19 protein-coding genes are annotated in these 21,184 nt (G+C 59.8%); 13 read left to right on the forward strand and 6 right to left on the reverse strand.

All coding sequences use genetic code 11. The features are described 5' to 3' along the window. The first annotated feature begins 30 nt into the window (after window positions 1-30). Window positions 31-633, forward strand: coding sequence for a vWA domain-containing protein (locus tag FW800_RS07805; protein WP_032880973.1), 603 nt, complete (start codon window positions 31-33; stop codon window positions 631-633). Window positions 634-747: 114 nt separating this feature from the next. Here FW800_RS07805 and FW800_RS07810 read toward each other — a convergent pair whose 3' ends face one another. Then, window positions 748-1,695 carry a DUF1853 family protein gene (locus tag FW800_RS07810; protein ID WP_446437354.1) on the reverse strand — a complete coding sequence of 316 codons (948 nt, stop codon included), beginning with the start codon at window positions 1,693-1,695 and terminating at the stop codon, window positions 748-750. A gap of 145 nt (window positions 1,696-1,840) precedes the next feature. On the opposite strand from FW800_RS07810, the gene FW800_RS07815 reads away from it, so the two are divergent. The 8 genes from FW800_RS07815 to FW800_RS07850 all read left to right on the forward strand — a co-directional run bounded on the left by FW800_RS07815 (window position 1,841) and on the right by FW800_RS07850 (window position 10,603). Further along, entirely contained in the window at window positions 1,841-2,731 is an 891-nt protein-coding gene (locus tag FW800_RS07815) for an NAD(+) kinase (protein WP_003217892.1), read from the forward strand. After that, window positions 2,728-3,702 carry a metallophosphoesterase gene (locus tag FW800_RS07820; RefSeq protein ID WP_164699547.1) on the forward strand — a complete coding sequence of 325 codons (975 nt, stop codon included), beginning with the start codon at window positions 2,728-2,730 and terminating at the stop codon, window positions 3,700-3,702. The genes FW800_RS07815 and FW800_RS07820 overlap by 4 nt, the downstream gene beginning before the upstream one ends. Further along, the gene (locus FW800_RS07825) at window positions 3,699-4,568 is read left to right on the forward strand and encodes a rhomboid family intramembrane serine protease (RefSeq protein WP_032875921.1); all 870 of its coding nucleotides are present in this window, start codon (window positions 3,699-3,701) and stop codon (window positions 4,566-4,568) included. The genes FW800_RS07820 and FW800_RS07825 overlap by 4 nt, the downstream gene beginning before the upstream one ends. Window positions 4,569-4,582: 14 nt before the next feature. After that, on the forward strand, window positions 4,583-4,843 hold the full coding sequence (locus FW800_RS07830; RefSeq protein WP_005788688.1) for a YeaC family protein: 261 nt from the start codon (window positions 4,583-4,585) through the stop codon (window positions 4,841-4,843). Next, window positions 4,840-5,670, forward strand: a complete 831-nt coding sequence (locus tag FW800_RS07835; RefSeq protein ID WP_446437355.1) for a DUF2797 domain-containing protein — start codon at window positions 4,840-4,842, stop codon at window positions 5,668-5,670. The genes FW800_RS07830 and FW800_RS07835 overlap by 4 nt, the downstream gene beginning before the upstream one ends. A gap of 13 nt (window positions 5,671-5,683) precedes the next feature. Further along, entirely contained in the window at window positions 5,684-8,341 is a 2,658-nt protein-coding gene (gene pepN / locus FW800_RS07840) for an aminopeptidase N (protein WP_446437356.1), read from the forward strand. A gap of 495 nt (window positions 8,342-8,836) precedes the next feature. Next, window positions 8,837-9,943 (forward strand): cell division protein ZapE, encoded by a 1,107-nt coding sequence (gene zapE, locus FW800_RS07845; RefSeq protein WP_446437357.1) that lies wholly within the window; start codon window positions 8,837-8,839, stop codon window positions 9,941-9,943. Window positions 9,944-10,108: 165 nt separating this feature from the next. Then, window positions 10,109-10,603: a GNAT family N-acetyltransferase gene (locus tag FW800_RS07850; protein ID WP_032875912.1), complete on the forward strand. Its 495-nt coding sequence runs from the start codon at window positions 10,109-10,111 to the stop codon at window positions 10,601-10,603. Window positions 10,604-10,701: 98 nt separating this feature from the next. Here FW800_RS07850 and FW800_RS07855 read toward each other — a convergent pair whose 3' ends face one another. The 4 genes from FW800_RS07855 to FW800_RS07870 form a co-directional block, all read right to left on the reverse strand. Further along, window positions 10,702-10,914: a hypothetical protein gene (locus tag FW800_RS07855; RefSeq protein WP_032875909.1), complete on the reverse strand. Its 213-nt coding sequence runs from the start codon at window positions 10,912-10,914 to the stop codon at window positions 10,702-10,704. Window positions 10,915-11,056: 142 nt separating this feature from the next. Further along, a complete protein-coding gene (locus FW800_RS07860; RefSeq protein ID WP_446437358.1) occupies window positions 11,057-13,294 on the reverse strand; it encodes a TonB-dependent siderophore receptor in 2,238 nt (745 codons plus the stop codon). Window positions 13,295-13,421: 127 nt separating this feature from the next. After that, window positions 13,422-15,164 (reverse strand): phosphoethanolamine transferase CptA, encoded by a 1,743-nt coding sequence (locus FW800_RS07865; protein ID WP_446437359.1) that lies wholly within the window; start codon window positions 15,162-15,164, stop codon window positions 13,422-13,424. 154 nt (window positions 15,165-15,318) lie between these two features. Then, window positions 15,319-15,495 (reverse strand): DUF6026 family protein, encoded by a 177-nt coding sequence (locus FW800_RS07870; RefSeq protein WP_157243918.1) that lies wholly within the window; start codon window positions 15,493-15,495, stop codon window positions 15,319-15,321. 259 nt (window positions 15,496-15,754) lie between these two features. On the opposite strand from FW800_RS07870, the gene gnd reads away from it, so the two are divergent. Genes gnd through FW800_RS07885 form a run of 3 tightly spaced genes read left to right on the forward strand, consistent with a single transcriptional unit; the run spans window position 15,755 to window position 19,079 of the window. Then, a complete protein-coding gene (gene gnd / locus FW800_RS07875; protein ID WP_446437360.1) occupies window positions 15,755-16,738 on the forward strand; it encodes a phosphogluconate dehydrogenase (NAD(+)-dependent, decarboxylating) in 984 nt (327 codons plus the stop codon). Further along, a complete protein-coding gene (gene zwf / locus FW800_RS07880) occupies window positions 16,735-18,258 on the forward strand; it encodes a glucose-6-phosphate dehydrogenase (RefSeq protein ID WP_446437361.1) in 1,524 nt (507 codons plus the stop codon). The genes gnd and zwf overlap by 4 nt, the downstream gene beginning before the upstream one ends. Next, window positions 18,255-19,079: an HAD family hydrolase gene (locus FW800_RS07885; protein ID WP_446437362.1), complete on the forward strand. Its 825-nt coding sequence runs from the start codon at window positions 18,255-18,257 to the stop codon at window positions 19,077-19,079. Before zwf ends, FW800_RS07885 begins: the two co-directional genes overlap by 4 nt. Before the next feature lie 67 nt (window positions 19,080-19,146). Here the strand turns inward: FW800_RS07885 and FW800_RS07890 are convergent, their stop codons facing one another. After that, entirely contained in the window at window positions 19,147-19,407 is a 261-nt protein-coding gene (locus tag FW800_RS07890) for a hypothetical protein (protein WP_032875895.1), read from the reverse strand. 344 nt (window positions 19,408-19,751) lie between these two features. Here FW800_RS07890 and FW800_RS07895 point away from each other — a divergent pair, with 344 nt between their 5' ends. Further along, window positions 19,752-21,074, forward strand: coding sequence for a sigma 54-interacting transcriptional regulator (locus FW800_RS07895; protein WP_446437363.1), 1,323 nt, complete (start codon window positions 19,752-19,754; stop codon window positions 21,072-21,074). Window positions 21,075-21,184 lie beyond the last annotated feature (110 nt).

The following is a 21,184-nucleotide window of genomic DNA, read 5'->3' on the forward strand; positions in this document are numbered from 1 at the left end:
GGGGCGGATGCCCGGCCCCAGGCGGGGCGACTGGACAACGGCAGGCAGGGCAAGGCGCGCAGCGCACAGAAAGGCAGGATCAATTGGCCGGGTACTTTGCTCGGTGGACGGCCACAATGCCGTGATGATCTGCTGTTCCACCTGCGTAGCCGTTCGGCGCCGGAACTGTGGTTGGTAATCGTCGATGCCTCGGCGTCCACCCGGCGCCATCGGGCGTTGACCGATGCCAAGGGTTTGTTGGCTCAGCTGTTCGACGACGCTTATCGGCAACGGGCGCGCATGGCGCTGTTGACGGCCAGCGGATCAGCGCCGAAGTGGCAGGTGCAGGGCTTGAAGGCGGCAAAGGGCTTGACGGGTTGGCTGGAGCAGTTAGGCGCCGGTGGCGGTACGCCATTGCTCGCCGCCTTGAGCGAGGCCGGGCAGTGGCTCAAAGCGCGGCGCAAGCGTTACCCGGCGCAGCAACAGCGATTGCTGGTGATCACTGATGGTCGGCTCAAAGCCATTGATGGGTTGCCGCCGTTGGAGTGTCCGGGGTTACTGGTAGACATTGAGCGCGGGCCGATCAGGTTGGGACGGGCTCAGGAGTTGGCGATGGGGTTGCAGTTGGATTATCAGCATATCGATGATGTGTAGTGCCTGGGCAATCGCCATCGGGAGCAAGCCCCCTCCCACATTTTTCAGTGCGCCGCACTACCTTGTGGAAGGGGGCTTGCCCCCGATGGCTGCCTTGAATACACCGAGGATTTATCAGCCTGCCCCCGGCACATTCGGCCAAAGATCCGCCACCAGAAACAACCGCTCCGCTTCCTCCCAGTCCTCACCGTTCTGCACCATCCGAACCAGTAACTGCGCCGGTGCCATCGGATCCAGGTCCTTCAGCCAGCTTTGCATCTGCGCTTCACTCCACACTTGATCCGCCGTGTAATGCGCAGGTGCCAACCAGGCGTGGCGGGGCAGGGGTTGCCAGTGGCCGGGTGGGCGGGTGCTGACAAAATCCGACCAGTCACGCTGATGCAACCAGCAACCACGCAGATGCTGCGGGTGGGCGCCGATTGGGGGGGGCGCCGTGCCAGGCCAGGGATAGAGCAGATAACCGCCCAGCCACAAATGCGCATCGAATACCTGGATATCCAGCGCCGCCAAGGCGTCGCGGCTCTCGGCCCGCGCAGAAATCGGCAGTTGATGTTCGGCAAGGTGCGCCAGCTTGCGGTCCAGCCGGTCATGGCAGCCCGGGCCGAGCCATTGCGCGGTGTCCTGGCCATTGCCGTCCTGTGGGCCAAGATAGAGTTTGATCGCCAGTTCCAGATGGTGCACGCCATCGCGGTCGCGCAACAGCATGTCCAGTTCGCCCAGGGTATGCCCGGCGCGGCGGATCGGCAGGTTGGCGGCCAGCAATTCCACGCCCGGCGCGTGCTGCACGGCAAACTGCCAAAGGCGCTCGTAATAGAGGCCCAGGCGCCTCGTGCGCGACAGGCTGAGCCACTGCTGCAAGGCGCTGCTGTCCTGATCAAGCGCACGCAGCCAATGCTCAAGCCGGTGTGGCGCCTGCACCCAGTCACTGCCGGCCAGCGGGTGGCGCTGCGGCCACGGCGTTTGCGCCAGCATGGGCGGGGCGAGGATCACCCACGCCAGGTCGCGCACCTCGGGGTGGCGCAATTGGCGGGGCAAGTTGTGCAAGCCAGAGAACACGGTCATGGTCCGAGCATAGCCTTTTCAGCCGGGTGAAGGTGCCTGAGAACCATTGTCATCAAGGCGCGGCGGCGACAAAGGATTTTGCCTGAGGCGGCCTTTCGCCCATAATCGTTCTTTTTTGCCGCACCCCAAATCCCGCAGGAGCCCCATGGAGCAATTTCGCAATATCGGCATTATCGGTCGCCTGGGCAGTACCCAGGTGTTGGACACCGTCCGCCGGCTGAAGAAGTTTCTGCTCGAGCGCCACCTGCATGTGATCCTCGAAGACACCATCGCCGAAATCCTCCCGGGCCACGGCCTGCAGACCTCGTCGCGCAAGATGCTCGGCGAGGTCTGCGACATGGTCATCGTGGTCGGCGGCGATGGCAGCCTGCTCGGTGCCGCCCGGGCGCTGGCGCGGCATAACGTGCCGGTGCTGGGGATCAACCGCGGCAGCCTGGGGTTTCTGACCGATATCCGCCCCGATGAGCTGGAAGTCGAAGTGGCCAAGGTGCTCGACGGCCATTACCTGGTGGAAAACCGCTTCCTGCTGCAAGCCGAAGTGCGCCGCCATGGCGAGGCGATCGGCCAGGGCGATGCCCTCAACGATGTGGTGCTGCACCCGGGCAAATCCACGCGGATGATCGAGTTCGAGCTGTATATCGACGGCCAGTTCGTGTGCAGCCAGAAGGCCGACGGCCTGATTGTCGCCACGCCTACCGGCTCCACCGCGTATGCGCTATCGGCCGGTGGCCCGATCATGCACCCTAAGCTTGATGCCATTGTGATCGTGCCGATGTACCCCCATATGTTGTCCAGTCGACCGATTGTGGTCGATGGCAACAGTGAATTGAAAATCGTGGTGTCCAAAGACATGCAGATCTACCCGCAAGTCTCCTGCGACGGGCAGAACCATTTCACCTGCGCCCCCGGTGACACCATCACCGTGAGCAAGAAGGCACAGAAGTTGCGCTTGATCCACCCGCTGGATCACAACTACTACGAAGTGTGCCGTACCAAGTTGGGCTGGGGCAGCCGCTTGGGGGGTGGGGGCGACTGATGCTCGATCCCGCGCGTAGCTACGACCTGATTGGTGACGTGCACGGTTGCGCTCATACCCTTGAGCACTTGCTCGACCAATTGGGTTACCACAAGCAGGGCGGCACCTGGCGCCATCCGTCGCGCATGGCGGTGTTCCTGGGCGACATCATCGACCGTGGCCCACGCATCCGCGAGGCGCTGCATATCGTCCATGATATGACCGAGGCCGGCCAGGCGCTGTGCATCATGGGCAACCATGAGTTCAATGCGCTGGGCTGGACCACCCCGGCACCACCCGGCAGCGGCAGGCAGTTCGTGCGCGAGCACAACCCACGTCATGCGCGGTTGATCCAAGAGACCCTGACCCAGTTCGAGCACCACCCGGCCGACTGGCACGACTTCCTCGGCTGGTTCTACGACATGCCGCTGTTTGTCGATGCCGGGCGTTTTCGCGTGGTGCACGCGTGCTGGGATGAAGGCTTCATCCAGCCATTGCGCGCCACCTTCCCGGATGGCTGCATCGACCAGCACTTCCTGCAAGCCGCCGCCGTACCGGGCAGCTTCGCCTGCAACGCCTTCGATCGGCTGTTGCGCGGCACCGATATGCGCCTGCCCGACGGCCTGACCCTGACCGGCGGCGATGGCTTGACGCGGTCGTTCTTCCGCACCAAGTTCTGGGAAGATGACCCCAAGACCTACGGTGACATCGTGTTCCAGCCCGACGCTTTGCCAGAGCCGGTGGCGCGCACGCCGTTGTCGTCCACCGAAAAGAATTCCCTGCTGCGCTACGGCGTCGACGAGCCGTTGTTGTTCGTCGGCCATTACTGGCGCAGTGGCAAACCGGCGCCGATCCGCCCGAACCTGGCCTGCCTGGACTACAGCGCGGTGCTGTACGGCAAGCTGGTGGCGTATCGACTCGACCAGGAAACCCAACTGGATCCGCGTAAATTTGTATGGGTCGACGTTGAGCGACCCGAGGCCATTCCATGAGTACCGTAGCCGTATTGCGCTTGCCCCTGAGTGTCGACCTGGGTGGTTTCGTCAAGTTGCTGCAACGCATGCAGGTGCCCCATCGCGTCAGTGAAGAGGCGGGTGAGCAAGTGTTGTGGGTGCCTGAAACCATCAGCGATGACGTGCGCGTGTTGTATCAACGCTTTCCTGCCGGCGACCCGGACCAGCAGCTGGATATTCCTGAACAGGCGCCAGTTGCACGGCCAGGTTTCGTCCAGCAGCTGCGTCATAGCCCTGTCACCGCGCTGGTGCTGTTGGCCAGCCTGATTGTCGGCGCCGTGACCCTGCTTGGTGAAAACCTGCAAGCCATGGCCTGGCTGACGTTCCTGCCGTTCCGGGTGCTGGGCGAGTACATCCAGTTCACACCGCTGGCCGACACGCTCGCTTCAGGGCAGTGGTGGCGATTGGTCACGCCGATGCTGATCCACTTCGGCATCCTGCACCTGGCCATGAACGGCATGTGGTACTGGGAGTTGGGCCGGCGCATCGAAGCGCGCCAGGGCAGTATCAACTTGCTGGGGCTGACCCTGTTGTTCAGCCTGGTCTCCAACTACGCGCAATACGCTTATGGCGGCCCTGGCCTGTTCGGTGGCTTGTCCGGTGTGTTGTATGGCCTGCTCGGGCATTGCTGGATCTTTCAACTATTGTCACCCAACCCAGCCTATCGCCTGCCCCGTGGGGTGCTGGTGATGATGCTGGTGTGGCTGCTGCTCTGCCTGTCGGGGCTGGTCTCGATGATCGGCTTCGGCCAAATCGCCAACGCGGCCCATGTCGGCGGCCTGGTTATCGGTTGCCTCACCGGTTTGCTCGGCGGGCTGTACAACCGTCGCAAATCGTCTATTTGATAAGGAAGAGCCGAATGTCCTCTTTTGCTGAAATGATCGAAAACATCACCCCCGATATCTACGAAAGCCTCAAGCTCGCCGTGGAAATCGGCAAATGGTCCGATGGCCGCAAGCTCACCGCCGAACAGCGCGAATTGTCCCTGCAAGCGATGATCGCCTGGGAGATCCAGAACCTGCCCGAAGAGCAGCGTACCGGCTATATGGGCCCGCAGGAATGCGCGTCCAAGTCGGAGCCGGTGGCGAACATCCTGTTCAAGTCGGATGCGATCCATTGATTGAAATTGGTCGCGGTGCAGTCAGCAAAATGTCGGCGCAACTTGGTGAGCCGACTGTTCAATATGCGTTTCGCCTGGGCGATGTCGAGGTGCCGGTCAATCCGATGATCGGCACCCATGTGCGCCTGGAGTACCTGGGTGCCATTCATTGCAGCCACTGCGGGCGCAAGACCAAGACCAGCTTCAGTCAAGGGTATTGCTACCCGTGCATGACCAAGCTGGCCCAGTGTGACCTGTGCATCATGAGCCCCGAGCGTTGTCATTACGACGCGGGTACCTGCCGTGATCCAGGCTGGGGCGAAAAATTCTGCATGACCGACCATGTGGTGTACCTGGCCAACTCGTCGGGGATCAAGGTCGGCATTACTCGCGCTACCCAACTGCCCACCCGCTGGCTGGACCAGGGTGCCAGCCAGGCCTTGCCGATCATGCGTGTAGCGACTCGCCAGCAGTCCGGTTTCGTCGAAGACCTGTTCCGCAGCCAGGTGGCCGACAAGACCAACTGGCGCGCCTTGCTCAAGGGCGACGCGCAATCGGTGGACCTCAAGCAGGTGCGCGATGAGCTGTTCGCCTCCTGCGCCGAAGGCTTGCTGGGTTTGCAGGAACGCTTTGGCCTGCAAGCCATCCAAACCATTGCCGACATCGAGCCGATTGAAATCCGCTACCCGGTCGAGCAGTATCCGACCAAGATCGTCAGCTTCAACCTGGACAAGAACCCGATTGCCGAAGGCACGCTGCTGGGGATCAAGGGCCAATACCTGATCTTCGATACCGGCGTCATCAATATTCGTAAATACACGGCCTACCAGCTCGCCGTGCATCAGTAGAAGGATCCCAAGCATGCGCACCGAACAACCGAAGATGATTTACCTTAAGGACTATCAGGCGCCGGACTACCTGATCGACGAGACGCACCTGACCTTCGAGTTGTTCGAGGACCACAGCCTGGTCCACGCGCAGCTGGTGCTGCGCCGCAACCCCGAGCGCGGCGCCGGTTTGCCGCCCTTGGTACTCGACGGCCAGCAACTTGAGCTGTTGAGCGTCAACCTGGCCGACCAGCCGCTGACGGACGCTGACTACCAGTTGACCGACAGCCACCTGACCGTGCAGCCAAAGAGTGAGACCTTCACCCTCGACACCACCGTCAAGATCCATCCGGAAACCAACACTGCCCTGGAAGGTTTGTACAAATCCAGCGGTATGTTCTGCACCCAGTGCGAGGCCGAGGGCTTTCGCAAGATCACTTACTACCTCGACCGCCCGGACGTAATGAGCGTGTTCACCACCACGGTGATCGCCGAGCAGCATAGCTACCCGGTGCTGTTGTCCAACGGCAATCCGATTGCCAGTGGCCCTGGCGAAGACGGCCGGCACTGGGCGACCTGGGAAGATCCGTTCAAGAAGCCGGCGTACCTGTTTGCGCTGGTGGCCGGTGACCTGTGGTGCGTCGAAGACAGCTTCACCACCATGACCAATCGCGAAGTCGCGTTGCGCATCTACGTCGAGCCGGAAAACATCGACAAGTGCCAGCACGCCATGACCAGCCTGAAGAAATCCATGCGCTGGGACGAAGAAACCTACGGCCGCGAGTACGACCTGGATATCTTCATGATCGTGGCGGTCAACGATTTCAACATGGGCGCTATGGAGAACAAGGGCCTCAATATCTTCAACTCCAGCGCCGTGCTGGCCCGCGCCGAAACCGCTACCGACGCCGCCCACCAGCGCGTCGAAGCCATCGTCGCCCACGAATACTTCCACAACTGGTCGGGCAACCGCGTGACCTGCCGCGACTGGTTCCAGTTGTCGCTCAAGGAAGGCTTCACCGTGTTCCGTGATTCGGGCTTCTCCGCCGACATGAACTCGGCCACGGTCAAGCGCATTCAGGATGTGGCCTATCTGCGTACGCACCAGTTCGCCGAAGACGCTGGCCCTATGGCCCACGCGGTGCGCCCGGACAGCTTTATCGAGATCTCCAACTTCTACACCCTGACCGTTTACGAAAAGGGCTCGGAAGTAGTCGGCATGATCCACACCTTGCTCGGCGCCGAAGGCTTCCGCAAAGGCAGTGACCTGTACTTCGAACGCCATGACGGTCAGGCCGTGACCTGCGACGACTTTATCAAGGCCATGGAAGACGCCAATGGCGCCGACCTCAGCCAGTTCAAACGCTGGTACAGCCAGGCGGGTACGCCACGCTTGGCGGTGAGCGAGTCCTACGACGCGGCGGCCAGGACCTACAGCCTGACCTTCCGCCAGAGCTGCCCGCCAACGCCGGACAAGGTCGAAAAACTGCCGTTCGTGATCCCGGTGGAATTGGGCCTGCTGGACGGGCAGGGCGCCGCAATCAACTTGCGCCTGGCCGGTGAGGCTACAGCTGCAGGCACCTCACGCGTGATCTCGGTGACTGAAGCCGAGCAGACGTTCACCTTCGTCGATGTCGCTGAAAAGCCGTTGCCTTCGCTGTTGCGTGGGTTTTCGGCGCCGGTGAAATTGAGCTTCCCGTATAACCGCGATCAGTTGATGTTCCTGATGCAGCACGACAGCGACGGCTTCAACCGCTGGGATGCCGGCCAGCAGCTGTCGGTGCAGGTGTTGCAGGAACTGATCGCCCAGCATCAGGCAGGCCAGCCGCTGAAGCTGGACCAGCGCCTGATCGATGCGCTGCGCACGGTATTGAGCGACGAAAGTCTCGACCAGGCCATGGTCGCGGAAATGCTCTCGCTGCCAAGTGAAGCCTACCTGACGGAAATCAGCGAAGTGGCGGATGTGGATGCGATCCACGCGGCCCGTGAATATGCCCGCAAGCAACTGGCCGAGAACCTGTTCGAAGGCTTGTGGCTGCGCTACCAGGCCAATCGTGAGCTGTCCAAGCAAACGCCGTACGTGGCAGAGGCCGAGCACTTTGCCCGCCGTGCCTTGCAGAACATCGCGTTGTCGTACCTGATGCTCAGCGGCAAGCCAGAAGTATTGGCGGCCACCCTGGATCAGTTCGACACCAGCGATAACATGACCGAACGCCTGACGGCCCTTGCGGTGCTGGTGAACTCGCCGTTCGAAGCGGAAAAGGCCCAGGCGCTGGCGGTGTTTGCCGAGAACTTCAAGGACAACCCGTTGGTCATGGACCAGTGGTTCAGTGTTCAGGCCGGCAGCACGTTGCCGGGCGGGCTGGCGCGGGTCAAGGCGTTGATGGGACACCCGGCGTTCACCATCAAGAACCCGAACAAGGTGCGCGCCTTGATCGGCGCATTCGCCGGCCAGAATCTGGTCAACTTCCATGCGGCGGATGGCTCGGGTTATCGCTTCCTGGCGGATCTGGTGATCGAGCTCAACACCTTGAACCCGCAGATCGCCTCGCGCCAACTGGCGCCGCTGACGCGCTGGCGCAAGTATGACAGCGCACGCCAGGCGCTGATGAAGGCGCAGCTGGAGCGCATTCTCGCGTGTGGCGAGCTGTCCAGCGATGTGTATGAGGTGGTCAGCAAGAGCCTGGCGTAACGTTTTCTGCCTGATGTTCCGGGGGCAAAATGTGGGAGCGGGCTTGCTCGCGAAGGCGGCCAGGCAGCCGACACAGTTATACCGAGTACATATCCATTGCTGCGGTAACGGCTGATATTGGTTCCGCTTTTACAGCGGGTCACTTTTGGAAAAGAGCCCGGAATGCCGGCCCAGCCAAAAGTAACCAAAAGGGCTCTTGCCCCACCACTCGGCACCTCGCTTAGGCTCGGTGTGCCCGTAATCCGCCAGTGATTTGGGGGGCCGCCGCCACGCGCCATCCATGGCGCGGGGCGGCTAAACCGGCATCCCTGCCGGTTTACCCCCCAAATCCCTGTCGAATTTCGGCCAGCGTGGTTTAACGGGGCGCCTGAGATCAAAAGCAGATCAAGGTCAAGAGCGGCTCGCTTCGCATCGTGGTTAGCGTTGGTGGCTACAAACCAGGCTCATCGGGGGCATGCCTCCCTCTCATATTTAGTCCGCAGAGCAGCATCTGACATGACGTTCGACTCGCCCCTCATTGCCTACCAGCACGCTATCGCCCAGCAAGGCTTCGTCTCCGACGACGCCCAGCGTCGGGCGGTGCAGGCTTTGCAAGCCTGTCACGAGGGGTTGCATCAAGGCCATTCGCCAGTTGCCGGGGTCTATCTGTGGGGGCCGGTGGGGCGTGGCAAGACCTGGCTGATGGACCAGTTCCACCAAAGCCTGCGTGTGCCCGCGCGGCGTCAGCATTTTCATCACTTCATGGGGTGGGTGCATCAGCGCTTGTTCCAGCTCACCGGAACCCAGGATCCTTTGCGGGCGCTGGCTCAGGAGCTGAGCCAGGAAGTGCGCGTGCTGTGCTTCGATGAACTGTTTGTCAATGATATCGGCGACGCGATCATCCTCGGGCGGCTGTTCCAGGTGATGTTCGAGCAAGGCGTGGTAATGGTGTGCACCTCCAACCAGCCGCCTGATCAGTTGTATGCCGATGGCTTCAATCGCGAGCGTTTTCTGCCGGGCATCGACGCGCTCCAGCAGCATATGCAAGTGGTGGCGGTGGACGGTGGCGAAGATCATCGCCTGCATCCGGGGGTGGGGCAGCAACGCTATTGGGTGAATCAACCGAATGCACTGGCTGCGGTGTTCAAGCAATTGAGCCAAGGCCAGGCCGTAAGCAGCGGGGCGGTGAGCGTGGGGTACCGCTCCATTGTGGCGGTGCAGGCCAGTGATACGGTGCTCTGGTGTCGTTACGCCGAACTGTGCGAGCAACCCCTGGCCGCGATGGACTTCATGCTGCTGTGCGATCGCTTCGAGGCCATCCTCCTGGGTGAGGTCCCGAACCTCAGCGCCCAACAGCGCCCGGGGCGGATTGCCCGTGGCACCGAGGACGGCGCCGAGCGTGTGATGGCCGGGGACCGCCAATTGCCGCAACTGTCGGTTCATGATGACAGCGTGCGGCGCTTTATCGCCTTGGTGGACGAATGCTACGACCGCAAGGTGCCACTCTTTATCGAGGCCCGGGTGCCCTTGGAGTGCCTGTACACCGAAGGCTACCTGGAGTTTCCATTTCGTCGCACCCTGAGCCGCTTGCAAGAGATGCAACTGCAGCGCTTTGCTGTCTAGGAAAAATCCCCACTCCAGGGGCTTTTGCGCGATTTGATGCGAGCAACCTTCGCAATTTCTGTCAGATATTTGTAGTTAATCTCCTTCATCTACTGCCGACTCCACGCTTACAATCGAGGCTCTCAAAGGGGAACGAATCCCTGGTTGTCGTTATCGAGGAAGGAAATGGACACCCCAGACATCCTGGTGCTGCAAGCCAGCTATACCAACGAGGTGCACGCCAACGCCATCGGCTTGCTGCTCAACCACTATGCGCAAGACCCGATGGGCGGCGGCCACGCCTTGTCAGCCGATCTGTTGCAGCAACTGCCGGCTGAACTGGCCAAGCGTCCTCATGCGTTCAGCGTGCTGGCATTTGTCGGTGGCGAACCGGCGGGGTTGGTCAATTGTTTTGAGGGCTTCTCGACGTTTGCTTGCCGCCCGCTGGTCAACGTTCACGATGTGATGGTGAGGGAACAGTTTCGTGGCTTGGGCTTGAGCCAGAAAATGCTGCAGAAGGTCGAAGAAATCGCCCGCCAGAGGGGCTGCTGCAAGATTACTCTGGAAGTGCTTGAGGGCAATGAACTGGCGCAATCGGCGTATCGCAAGTTCGGGTTCGATGATTCAGTATTTGATCCGAAGTATGGCCATATGTTGTTTTGGAGCAAGTCGCTGTCATAAATGACTGGCGAAAAAAAGGCGCCATTAGATGGCGCCCAATAAACCTTTGCCAACGGAGCGGGATGGCGCAGGGTATTACGGATTAACTAAGCATTAAATCAACTGTTCGGTTGTTCCTGGCTGACGGTATCGACTTTCAACGTCTTCCCGTCGGCAGAGGCCATTCGTTGCTCTGCTGTGCCGTGAGTTTGCTGTTGAATGAAGCTGAAGTTGTCGTAGAACTCCTTCGAACGCTCTGAACCGCCCTCTGCGAAGGCAGCGGCGGAGGTCAGGGTCATCAGGCTGGCAAGCATCAACGTCGAGATTTTCATCGCGGTATTCCCATTAAGAGTGATAGGTGTCTGGCCGTTCCTTGATCAGAATCATGGAGCGACTATGGCGCTATCTTATTAAGTGGGAATTAACTGACAGGCACTGCGAAGTTAACGATTTTGTTAACTTCGCAGGGAGCGACTACAGCTTCCAGTCCAATGCAAGCGTGATAGATCGCGGGTCACCCCAATACACACCATTATAAAAGCCGACACGTTCGTAATATTTTTTATCAAATAGATTGTTAACGTTAACCGAGGCGGAAACCTGTTCGTCGAACTGGTAGCGTGACATCAGGTTGACCACGGTGTAACCCTGTTGCGTGATCTTCGCCCGCGTGGTTATCGGCCGACCTTCGCTATTGCGTGCCCCTGTGGGCCGGTTACCGAAATCGTAGATTTCGCTTTGCCAGTTCACCGCGCCACCGACGGTGAGGTTGCGCCATGCGCCCGGCAGGCGATAGGCGCTGGAAACCTTCAACAGGTTCAAGGGCTGGCCCGTATTGGTACGTTTGTCTGAGCCATTAAGCGAGTGGGTGTAGGTGTAGCCGGCGGTCAGGTTCCAGTCCGGCCGGATTTCGCCTGCGGCTTCCAATTCGAAGCCGTTGACCTTGTTACCCTTGCCGCCAGACTTGTAGTACTCCTCGCCAGTGACGGGGTTGGGAGGGACCGAGTCATCGCGCTCTGCAACGTTGTCCTGGGTGCTCCAGAAATAGGCGGCCGCCAGGTTCAGACGTTCATTGAGCAGGCTGCCCTTGAGCCCCACCTCATAATTGCTGCCCACCACCGGTTCCAGGTACTTCTTGTTGACGTCACGCCTGTCTTGCGGCTTGAAGATATCGGTGTAGCTTGCGTAAACGGTGTACTGCGGGGTGATGTCATAGAGCAGCCCGGCGTAGGGCGTCCACATGTCGTTGTGGGTCTGGCGTGTTTTGCCGGCAGCCGTCAGTTGATCATTGTCGTTGTATTCAGGCGTGGCGCTTTCCAGCTCCCAGCTGCCGTAGCGGCTACCCAGCACGGCGTGCAAGCGGTCTGTAAGGCTCAGTCGAGTGGCGAGGTAGCCGGCTTTCTGCTGTTTTTTGCTGTGTTCGCCCTTGAGGTCGGTGACCGTGTCGGCGAACTTGCCGATATCGCCCATGTGCTTCCAATCCTCGATGGGGTAGTAGCTGGCAGGCAGGTCGTTACGCATAAAGGGCGAGACGTCCCGTTGGGCGGCCTCGCCATAGCCCATCATCAACCCGTGTTCGCGGCCCAGCAGGGTGTAGCTGCCGGCCAGGTTGAAGTCGATGGCTTCCATCCGCGACGTACCGCGCATATGACTGGCCCAGGCCGTCATGCCGCTGCGGTCCGCATTGGGAAAACCGGTGCCGCCGTAGTAGACCTTGCCGTCGGTGTCACTTTGGCGATGGGTATAGGCAGCCTTCAAATGCCAGTCGCCGCCGAGCCGATGGTCGAGGGTGGCGAAGGTGGTCTTGTCAGTCAGCGGCCAGGAGCTCCAGTGCGCCGCCATATTGGTGGAGCGAGGCAACCTTGCCTTGCCGCCCTGGCTGTTCCAGTAGGGCACAGTGCCCCAGGAGGTGCCTTGTACCTGTTTGTCCTGGTAATCAAAACCTACAGCCAGCACCGTATCGTCTGAAAGGTCACCTTCGAGAATGCCGTAGCCAACTGCGCGCTGCAGCCCATAGTTATCGCGAAAGGATTTGCTGTCACGGTAGGCCAGGACGCTACGCCCGCGCAGCTTACCGTCGAACGCCAAAGGCCCACCTACGTCGATGTAGCTGTAGTAGTTGTCATGGCTGGCGCCACTCACACCGGTCTGTGCCTGCCATTGGGCAGTAGGGCGCTTGCGCACCATGTTTACGGTGGCCGATGGGTCGCCCGCGCCTGTGGTCAGGCCCGTGGCGCCGCGTACCACTTCGATACGGTCGTAGATGATGGTGTCGGCGTCGGACTTCATGTAGCCGAATGTGTTGAGCATCCCATCAACCTGGAAGTTGTTGATGCCGTAACCGCGGGAGGAGTAGTAGACACGGTCCGAATCGTTATGTTGAACGTTGATGCCGGTGGTCTGGCGCAGCACTTCGGTCAAGGTGTTGAGGTTGAAGTCATCCATCTGCTGGCGTGTGATCACCGAGATCGATTGCGGGGTTTCCTTGATGGAAAGGTTCAGGCGGGTGGCGGTATTCATCGAACCGGTGGTGTAGGCACCGGTGTGCTCGGTGGTGGACCCAAGGCCGTCGGCGCTGATAGTGGTCGCGCCCAGCTCCAGGGCTTTGCTGGAGGCTTGTCCGGGGTCGATTTCAGCCAGCAGATCCGGGCTCAGCGCAAGACTGAACAGACCGAAGGTAATGGTCATGGAACGGGTAAAAGGCGCGAACATTGCGGCAGACTCCTTGTCGTCTTTTAACCCTCCCGGGGTGGGAGGGCATGGTTCAAAGACGAAAGGAGGTGTGGAACTTTAGGCTTAAACGAGAATGATTGTTATCTTTGTGTTGCAGCGCCCCTGCTTACTTCGCCACCACTTCGGCGCCATTGGCCTTCTTCGGCTTGATCAGGCTGAAGTCGATCAGGGCCTTCTGCTTGGTTTCGTAAGGGTTGCCGATCAACAAGGGCCGAGGCTTGAAGCTGTCGCTGACCAGGCTCTTGCTGTGGTCCAGTTCGTCAAAACTCAAGCCTGCCATGTCGGCCCAGGTATGGATCAACTGCGAACTGCTGTAAGGCCGTTGCAGGTCGCCGGCGAAACTCCAGTCGTGGCTTTCGCGCCACTTCGGTGAGGCGTAGGCCATGAACGGGATGGTGTACATCGGTGCAGTCGGCTTGCCTTCGTTGCGGCCCAGGGTGTCGTGGCCGGCGGAGTCGAACACGTCTTCGCCGTGGTCCGAGAGGTACAGCAAAAAGCCGTTGGGGTCGGTCTTGGCGTAGTCCTTGATCAGGCTGGAGACCACGAAGTCGTTGTACAGCACTGAGTTGTCATAGCTGTTGTAAGTCGGCAACTGCGCGTCGCTGACACCGGCCGGCACGCCCTGGCGGTCGGTGAACTTGTCGAACGTCGGCGGGTAACGGTACTGGTAGCTCATGTGAGTACCCAGCAGGTGCACCACGATGAACTTGCGCTCGGCGGTATCGGCCAGGGCCTTGGAAAAAGGCGCCAGCACATCGCCGTCGTACTGGCGGGCGTTCTGGTTGCGGTTGTTGTTCAGGTACACCTGCTCGTCGGCCTGTTCGGAAAAGGTCGTGAGCATGGTGTTGCGCTTGGTCATGGTCTGCTGGTTGGTGATCCAGAAGGTCTTGTAGCCGGCCTGTTTCATCACGCTGACAATCGACGGCGTCTTGAGGTACAGGTCCGGGTTTTCTTCATCGGCAAAGGTCAGCACCTGTTGCAGCGCTTCAATGGTATAGGGGCGAGGGGTGATGACGTTATCGAACACGGCCAGTTGGTCGCGCAGCTTGTCCAGTTCCGGCGTGGTGTTGCGCGGATAACCGTACAGGCTCATGCGCTGGCGGTTGGTGGACTCGCCGATTACCAGTACCAGCGTGGACGGCTGGCCGGCCATGCTGTCCTTGAGGTTCTTCAATGGCGGGATCTGGCTGGCGCTGTTGAGCATGCCCTGCATATTGTCCAGCTGTTCGGTGTAGCGACGGTAGGCGACGATCATCTGCCAAGGCACGGCAGGCTCGATACGGGTTTCGAAACGATCAATGGCCAATTCCATGGTTTCGCTGGTGGCGATTTGCTTGACCAGCGGGTAGCCCACAACCGCCAGGACAATGGCGATGGCCGCCACGATCGACTGGCCGCGAGGCAGGTACACCGGGCGCAGGCGCGTCCAGAGGAAGATAGCGAAGGCGGTGTGGGCTATGAACGCCAGCACGATCCACCAGGCAAAATATTGGGTCGCGTATTCGCCCGCTTCGGAGATGTTCGACTCGAACATGATGAAGATGACGCTCTGGGAGAACTCCTGCTGGTAAATGAAGAAGTAACCCAGGCTGGCCATGGAGCAGGCCCACAACACCACACCGATCAAGGCGGCAAGCACGCGTGTCTTGCGCGGGAACAGCAACATCGGCGCTAGCCACAGTGCACTCATGAAGAATGCCTGGCGGAAACCACTGAAGCCGGACGTGCCGGTCAGTTGGATAAGAAGCTGGGTAATACCCGAGAAATACCAGAAAAACAGGAATAGCCAACCAAGGCCGGCCCAATCAAAGCCTTTCGCAGTCGTCGTGCTGCGTTTGAACATCGCCATCCAGCGCCCCATCAGTCAATGATCGTCGCGCAGAGTCGCGCGACATCGGGCCGCTCAGAACGTGAGCGGCATCGCGGGCGGGAGTATTAGGATAAGTGTGTGAAAACTTTGTGAGTTTTCCGTAGGTATTGCCTTACAAACTGACCAGGTGCGTTCAGCAGAGCGCTGGCTTGGCCTGGGATGGCAGCTCGAGCTGGGCTTGAAGGTGTGAACGCAGACGCAGGACTTCCTGTTGCAACTGATCGCGCTCGTCCTTCAACTGGCGCAATTCATCGCGACGGATGCTGACGTAGAGGGTCTGTGGCGGGCGGGTCATCTGTGCTGTGCTCATTGCTTACCTCGCAAATAGCCGGTAGATCGCGCTGCTCAAACAGGGTTTGGGCAACAGTCGGAAGCAAGTTTGAATTCTTTTTTGCAGCAAGGGAACTTTTTTATTTTTGGCGGTCGTGTGACTTTTCAGGCGGTGATGGTGAAACGATGGCAACTTTTTTGTCATGAAACTACACGGATCTGCTCTGGACTAACCCTCATTAGCCTCATTGCGCTATAAACTATGTCACACATTTTTTAGAAGTTAGGAGCATCAGCACATGCAACTGGGGATTATCGGACTAGGCCGCATGGGCGGTAACATTGCGCGGCGCCTGATGCTCAATGGGCATACCACCGTTGTATACGACCGTAACGAAGCCTTCGTCAAAGCCTTGAGCGAGGAGGGCGCCACTGGCGTCGCCGACTTGAATGCCCTGGTGGCTGGCCTGCAAAAGCCCCGTGCGGTCTGGGTAATGTTGCCGGCGGGCGCGCCCACCGAAGACACCATCAATGCCTTGAGCGAGCTGCTCGAAGACGGCGATGTGATCATCGACGGCGGCAATACCAACTACAAGGATGACGTACGTCGCGGCAAGGCCCTGGCTGAAAAGGGCCTGCACTACGTTGACGTCGGCACTTCCGGCGGCGTCTGGGGCCTGGAGCGTGGCTATTGCATGATGATCGGCGGCGACATCGAGACCGTGCAGCGCCTGGACCCGATCTTCAAGAGCCTGGCCCCTGGCCTTGGCAATATCCCGCGCACCAAGGACCGTTCGGCCGCAGCCGACCCACGCGCCGAGCACGGTTATATCCATGCAGGCCCGGCGGGTTCCGGTCACTTCGTCAAGATGATCCACAACGGCATTGAATACGGAATGATGCAGGCGTTCGCCGAAGGTTTTGACATCCTCAAGACCAAGAACTCGGAAAACCTGCCGGAGGATCAGCGCTTTGACCTCAACGTTGCCGATATCGCCGAAGTCTGGCGCCGTGGCAGCGTGGTGTCGTCGTGGCTGCTGGACTTGACCGCCGACGCCCTGGCCACCGACCCGAAACTCGATGGTTACTCCGGTTCCGTAGCGGACAGCGGCGAAGGCCGTTGGACCATCGAAGCGGCCATGGAACAAGCGGTGCCGGTACCGGTGCTGTCGACGTCGCTGTTTGCGCGTTTCCGCTCCCGCCAGCAGAGCACCTACGGCGACAAAATGCTGTCTGCCATGCGCTTCGGCTTTGGCGGCCATGTGGAGACCTCCAAAAAATGACCGCCAACGGCAAGAAACCCAAGGCCGAACCCGCTCCACCTACCACGTTGTTTCTGTTTGGCGCCCATGGCGACCTGGTCAAGCGCCTGCTCATGCCGGCGCTGTACAACCTGAGCCGCGACGGGTTGCTGGGCAATGGCCTGCGTATTGTTGGCGTTGATCACAACGCCATCAGCGACGCAGACTTCGCCAAGAAGCTTGAGGATTTCATTCGCACCGAAGCCGCCAGCAAGGTCCGGGGCAATGCTGAACATGCCCTGGACCCTACGCTGTGGGCGCAACTGGCCAAGGGCATCAGCTATGTCGAGGGCGACTTCCTCGACGACGGCACCTACGCGGATATTGCGCAGAAGATCGCCGACAGCGGCACCGGCAACGCCGTGTTCTACCTCGCCACTGCGCCGCGCTTCTTCAGTGAAGTGGTGCAGCGCCTGGGCGGTGCCGGTTTGTTGAATGAAACGGACGATGGCTTTCGGCGTGTGGTTATCGAGAAGCCGTTCGGCTCCGACCTGGCCACCGCCGAGGCGCTGAACGCGTGCCTGCTCAAGGTGATGAGCGAGAAGCAGATCTACCGCATCGACCATTACCTGGGTAAGGAGACGGTGCAGAACATTCTGGTCAGCCGCTTCTCCAACGTGCTGTTCGAAGCGTTCTGGAACAACCACTACATCGATCACGTGCAAATCACCGCGGCTGAAACCGTCGGCGTTGAAACCCGAGGTAACTTTTTCGAAAAAACCGGCACACTGCGCGACATGGTGCCCAACCATCTGTTCCAGCTGCTGGCGATGGTGGCCATGGAGCCGCCGGCAGCCTTTGGTGCCGATGCGGTGCGCGGTGAGAAAGCCAAGGTGGTGGGTGCGATCCGTCCCTGGTCGCTGGAAGATGCGCGGGCCAATTCCGTGCGCGGCCAGTACACCGCTGGCGAAATCGCTGGCAAGCCATTGCCCGGTTATCGCGAAGAAGCCAACGTCGCAGCCGACAGCAGCACCGAGACCTTCGTTGCGCTCAAAGTGATGATTGATAACTGGCGTTGGGTCGGTGTGCCGTTTTACTTGCGAACCGGCAAGCGCATGAGCATCCGCGACACCGAGATCGTGATCTGCTTCAAGCAGGCGCCTTATGCGCAATTTCGCGATACCGAAGTCGATGAGCTCAAGCCCACTTACTTGAAAATCCAGATCCAGCCGAACGAAGGCATGTGGTTCGACCTGCTGGCCAAGAAGCCTGGGCCGACTCTGGAGATGGCCAATATCGAGTTGGGTTTTGACTACAAGGACTTCTTCGAGATGCAGCCCTCGACAGGTTATGAAACCCTGATCTACGACTGTTTGACCGGCGATCAGACGTTGTTCCAGCGTGCCGACAACATCGAGAACGGTTGGCGCGCCGTGCAGCCGTTCCTGGATGCATGGAAGGAAGACGACGGTATCCAGGCCTACAAGGCTGGCGAAGATGGCCCGGTGGCAGCGGATGCGTTACTCGCTCGTGACGGCCGCACCTGGCACAGCCTCGGATGAGTGACGTAACGATTCATCCCATCCGCTTTGTCCTCAGTGATGTAGACGGGACGCTGTTGCACCCCGACCACAGCCTCAGCCAGCGTACCGCCGACGCAATTGCTGCGATGCGTGAAGCCGGGGTGCTGTTCAGCCTCGCCAGCGGGCGTCCGCCCAAGGCGATGCTGCATTTGATCGAGACGTTTGGCATCGATGTGCCGGTGGCCGGCTTCAACGGCGGCACGCTGGTCAACCCGGATGGCAGCATCCTGGTGGCTCACCATTTGCCGGCAGAAGCGGCACTGGTCACGCTGGCGCTGTTTTCTGCCGAGCCGGATGTAGAAGTGTGGGTGTTTGCCGACGGCGATTGGCTGCGCCGCGACCCGCCAGGGCCAATGATGCAGCGCGAAGCTGATGGCCTGGGCTATGGCCCGGTGGTCGTGGAGAGTTTCGAGCCCTACCTGGACCGGGTCGACAAGATTGTCGCGGCCAGTAACAACACGCAGTTGCTGGTGGAGTTGGAAGCGCAGTTGCAGCCCAAGGTACAAGGTTTGGCTCAGGTATCGCGTTCACAGCCGGTGTATCTGGACGTGACCGCAATGCTGGCTAACAAAGGCGAAGCCTTGAAAACCCTGGCCGAGCACCTTGGCGTGCCGCTGGACCAGACCGCTGCCATCGGCGACGGCGGCAACGATCCGGCGATGTTTCACGTGGCTGGATTGTCGATTGCCATGGGCCAGGCCGAAGAAACCGTCAAGCGCCAGGCCAATGTGGTGACCGGCAGCAACATCGAGGACGGGGCTGCCGAGGCGTTCGAGCGGTTTATTCTCGCGGCACGCTAAGTACTTGAAGTGTTATTGCACAACTTCCAGCCGATGTTTGACGTTGGCTGGAAGTTGCCGCATTGAATTACTTCGGCATTGCCCAGGACTGTAACTGGTAGCCATCTTTGTCGAGCTCGGCGCGAGCCTGCAACAACAGGTCTTCAAGTTGAGCCGGGTCGGTATAGGCAGTCGACGACAGCTGTTTTCTGCCGATACGGGTGTTGGTACGGTCGATGACGCTCAGGCTGAGGGCGCCATTGCCATCGTGCCAGGCCACGCACTGAAAGGGTTGGAAGGCACGGTCTGCAATCAAAAGAGCTTCGTTGATGCGCAGCGGAGCGTTCATTTGGGTCTTCTCTCTGTATGCCCATTCAAGTGAGTACCGGCGGTTGGGCTGACCGTGCGGTGGGTTACTTGTACTGATGCACGATGGTGGGGTGCGGGTCACATGCTAGAGCAAGAAATTTTAACTTTCCCTGACTAACGTCATGTAAGCGGCTGTTTTGAAAGCTGATTGAAAGTTTCGGCAGCAGCAAACTTTTTGCCCCCGATTAAACACACATGGCTTTTTGCCCGCACTTATAGCGAAATAGTACAAGGTGAGCGTCAAGATCTTGCTAGGGTTAGCGCCAGGCGCCCCAAATCCTTGTTTCTAAATAACTTTAATAATCTTGGCGCCAAGGAATCGTCATGGTCGTGACACCTGTTCAACGCCGCTTGCTGGTAGTCGAGCCCTGTGATGACTGTCACAGGCTACTACCCGGCTTGCGCACTGCCGGCTGGGAAGTTGACAGCTGTGCATTGCAGGCGGTGGGGGATCGTTCTTGCGATGTGGGCCTGCTCCGCTTGCAGCCCTGCCATCTGGAACGCCCCGAGGCGGTCAAGGAGTTGATTGGCCGCAGCGGTACCGAGTGGATCGCCGTGCTCAGTCCTGAAGTCCTGCGTTTGCAAAATGTCGCAGATTTTGTCTGCGAATGGTTCTTCGATTTTCATACCTTGCCGTTCGATGTGGCCCGGGTCCAGGTGACCATTGGGCGTGCGTTTGGCATGGCGCGATTGCGGGGCAAAGGTGTCGTGCCGGTAGATGAACCCCACGAGTTGTTAGGCGACAGCCACCCGATTCGGGAACTGCGCAAATTGTTGTCGAAGTTGGCGCCCACCGAATCGCCGGTACTGATTCGTGGCGACAGCGGCACCGGCAAAGAGCTGGTCGCCAAGACCCTTCATCGGCAATCCCAGCGCCACGCCAAGCCGTTTGTGGCGATTAACTGTGGGGCGATCCCTGAGCATCTGATCCAGTCGGAACTGTTCGGCCATGAAAAGGGCGCCTTTACCGGCGCACATCAGCGCAAGGTCGGACGGATTGAGGCGGCCCACGGTGGCACATTGTTTTTGGATGAAATCGGCGATTTGCCGATGGAGCTGCAAGCCAACCTGTTGCGCTTTCTTCAGGAAAAACATATCGAGCGCGTCGGCGGCAGCCAACCCATCTCGGTGGATGTACGCGTGCTGGCAGCCACCCATGTGGATCTTGAAGCCGCGGTGGAGAAGGGCGCCTTTCGCGAAGACCTGTATTACCGCCTCAATGTCTTGCAAGTAGTTACGGCCCCATTGCGCGAGCGCCATGGTGACGTGGCGATGCTGGCCAATCATTTTTCGCGTTTCTACAGCCAGGAAACCGGCCGACGCCCGCGCAGCTTCAGCGAAGAGGCATTGGTGGCGATGGGGCAACACCCGTGGCCAGGCAACGTGCGTGAGCTGGCCAACCGTGTGCGCCGCGGTCTGGTGCTGGCCGAAGGGCGCCAGATCGAAGCCGTGGACCTGGGGCTGCAAGGCCAGCAGGTACTTTCGCCGCCGATGGCGACACTGGAAGACTACAAGCACCGCGCCGAACGCCAGGCGTTGTGCGATGTGCTCAATCGGCACAGTGATAATTTCAGTGTTGCAGCCCGTGTGCTGGGGATTTCCCGGCCGACGTTCTACCGGCTGCTGCACAAGCACCAGATCCGCTAAGGCGGGTTGTGGAGGGTAATGCCGGTCACTTAAGCGCAGATCCCCTGTGGGAGGGAGCTTGCTCCCGATGGCGGCCTCAGGACCGGCCGGGATGTTGGATTAGACCGAGT

The organism is Pseudomonas sp. 910_23 (genome assembly GCF_052850795.1).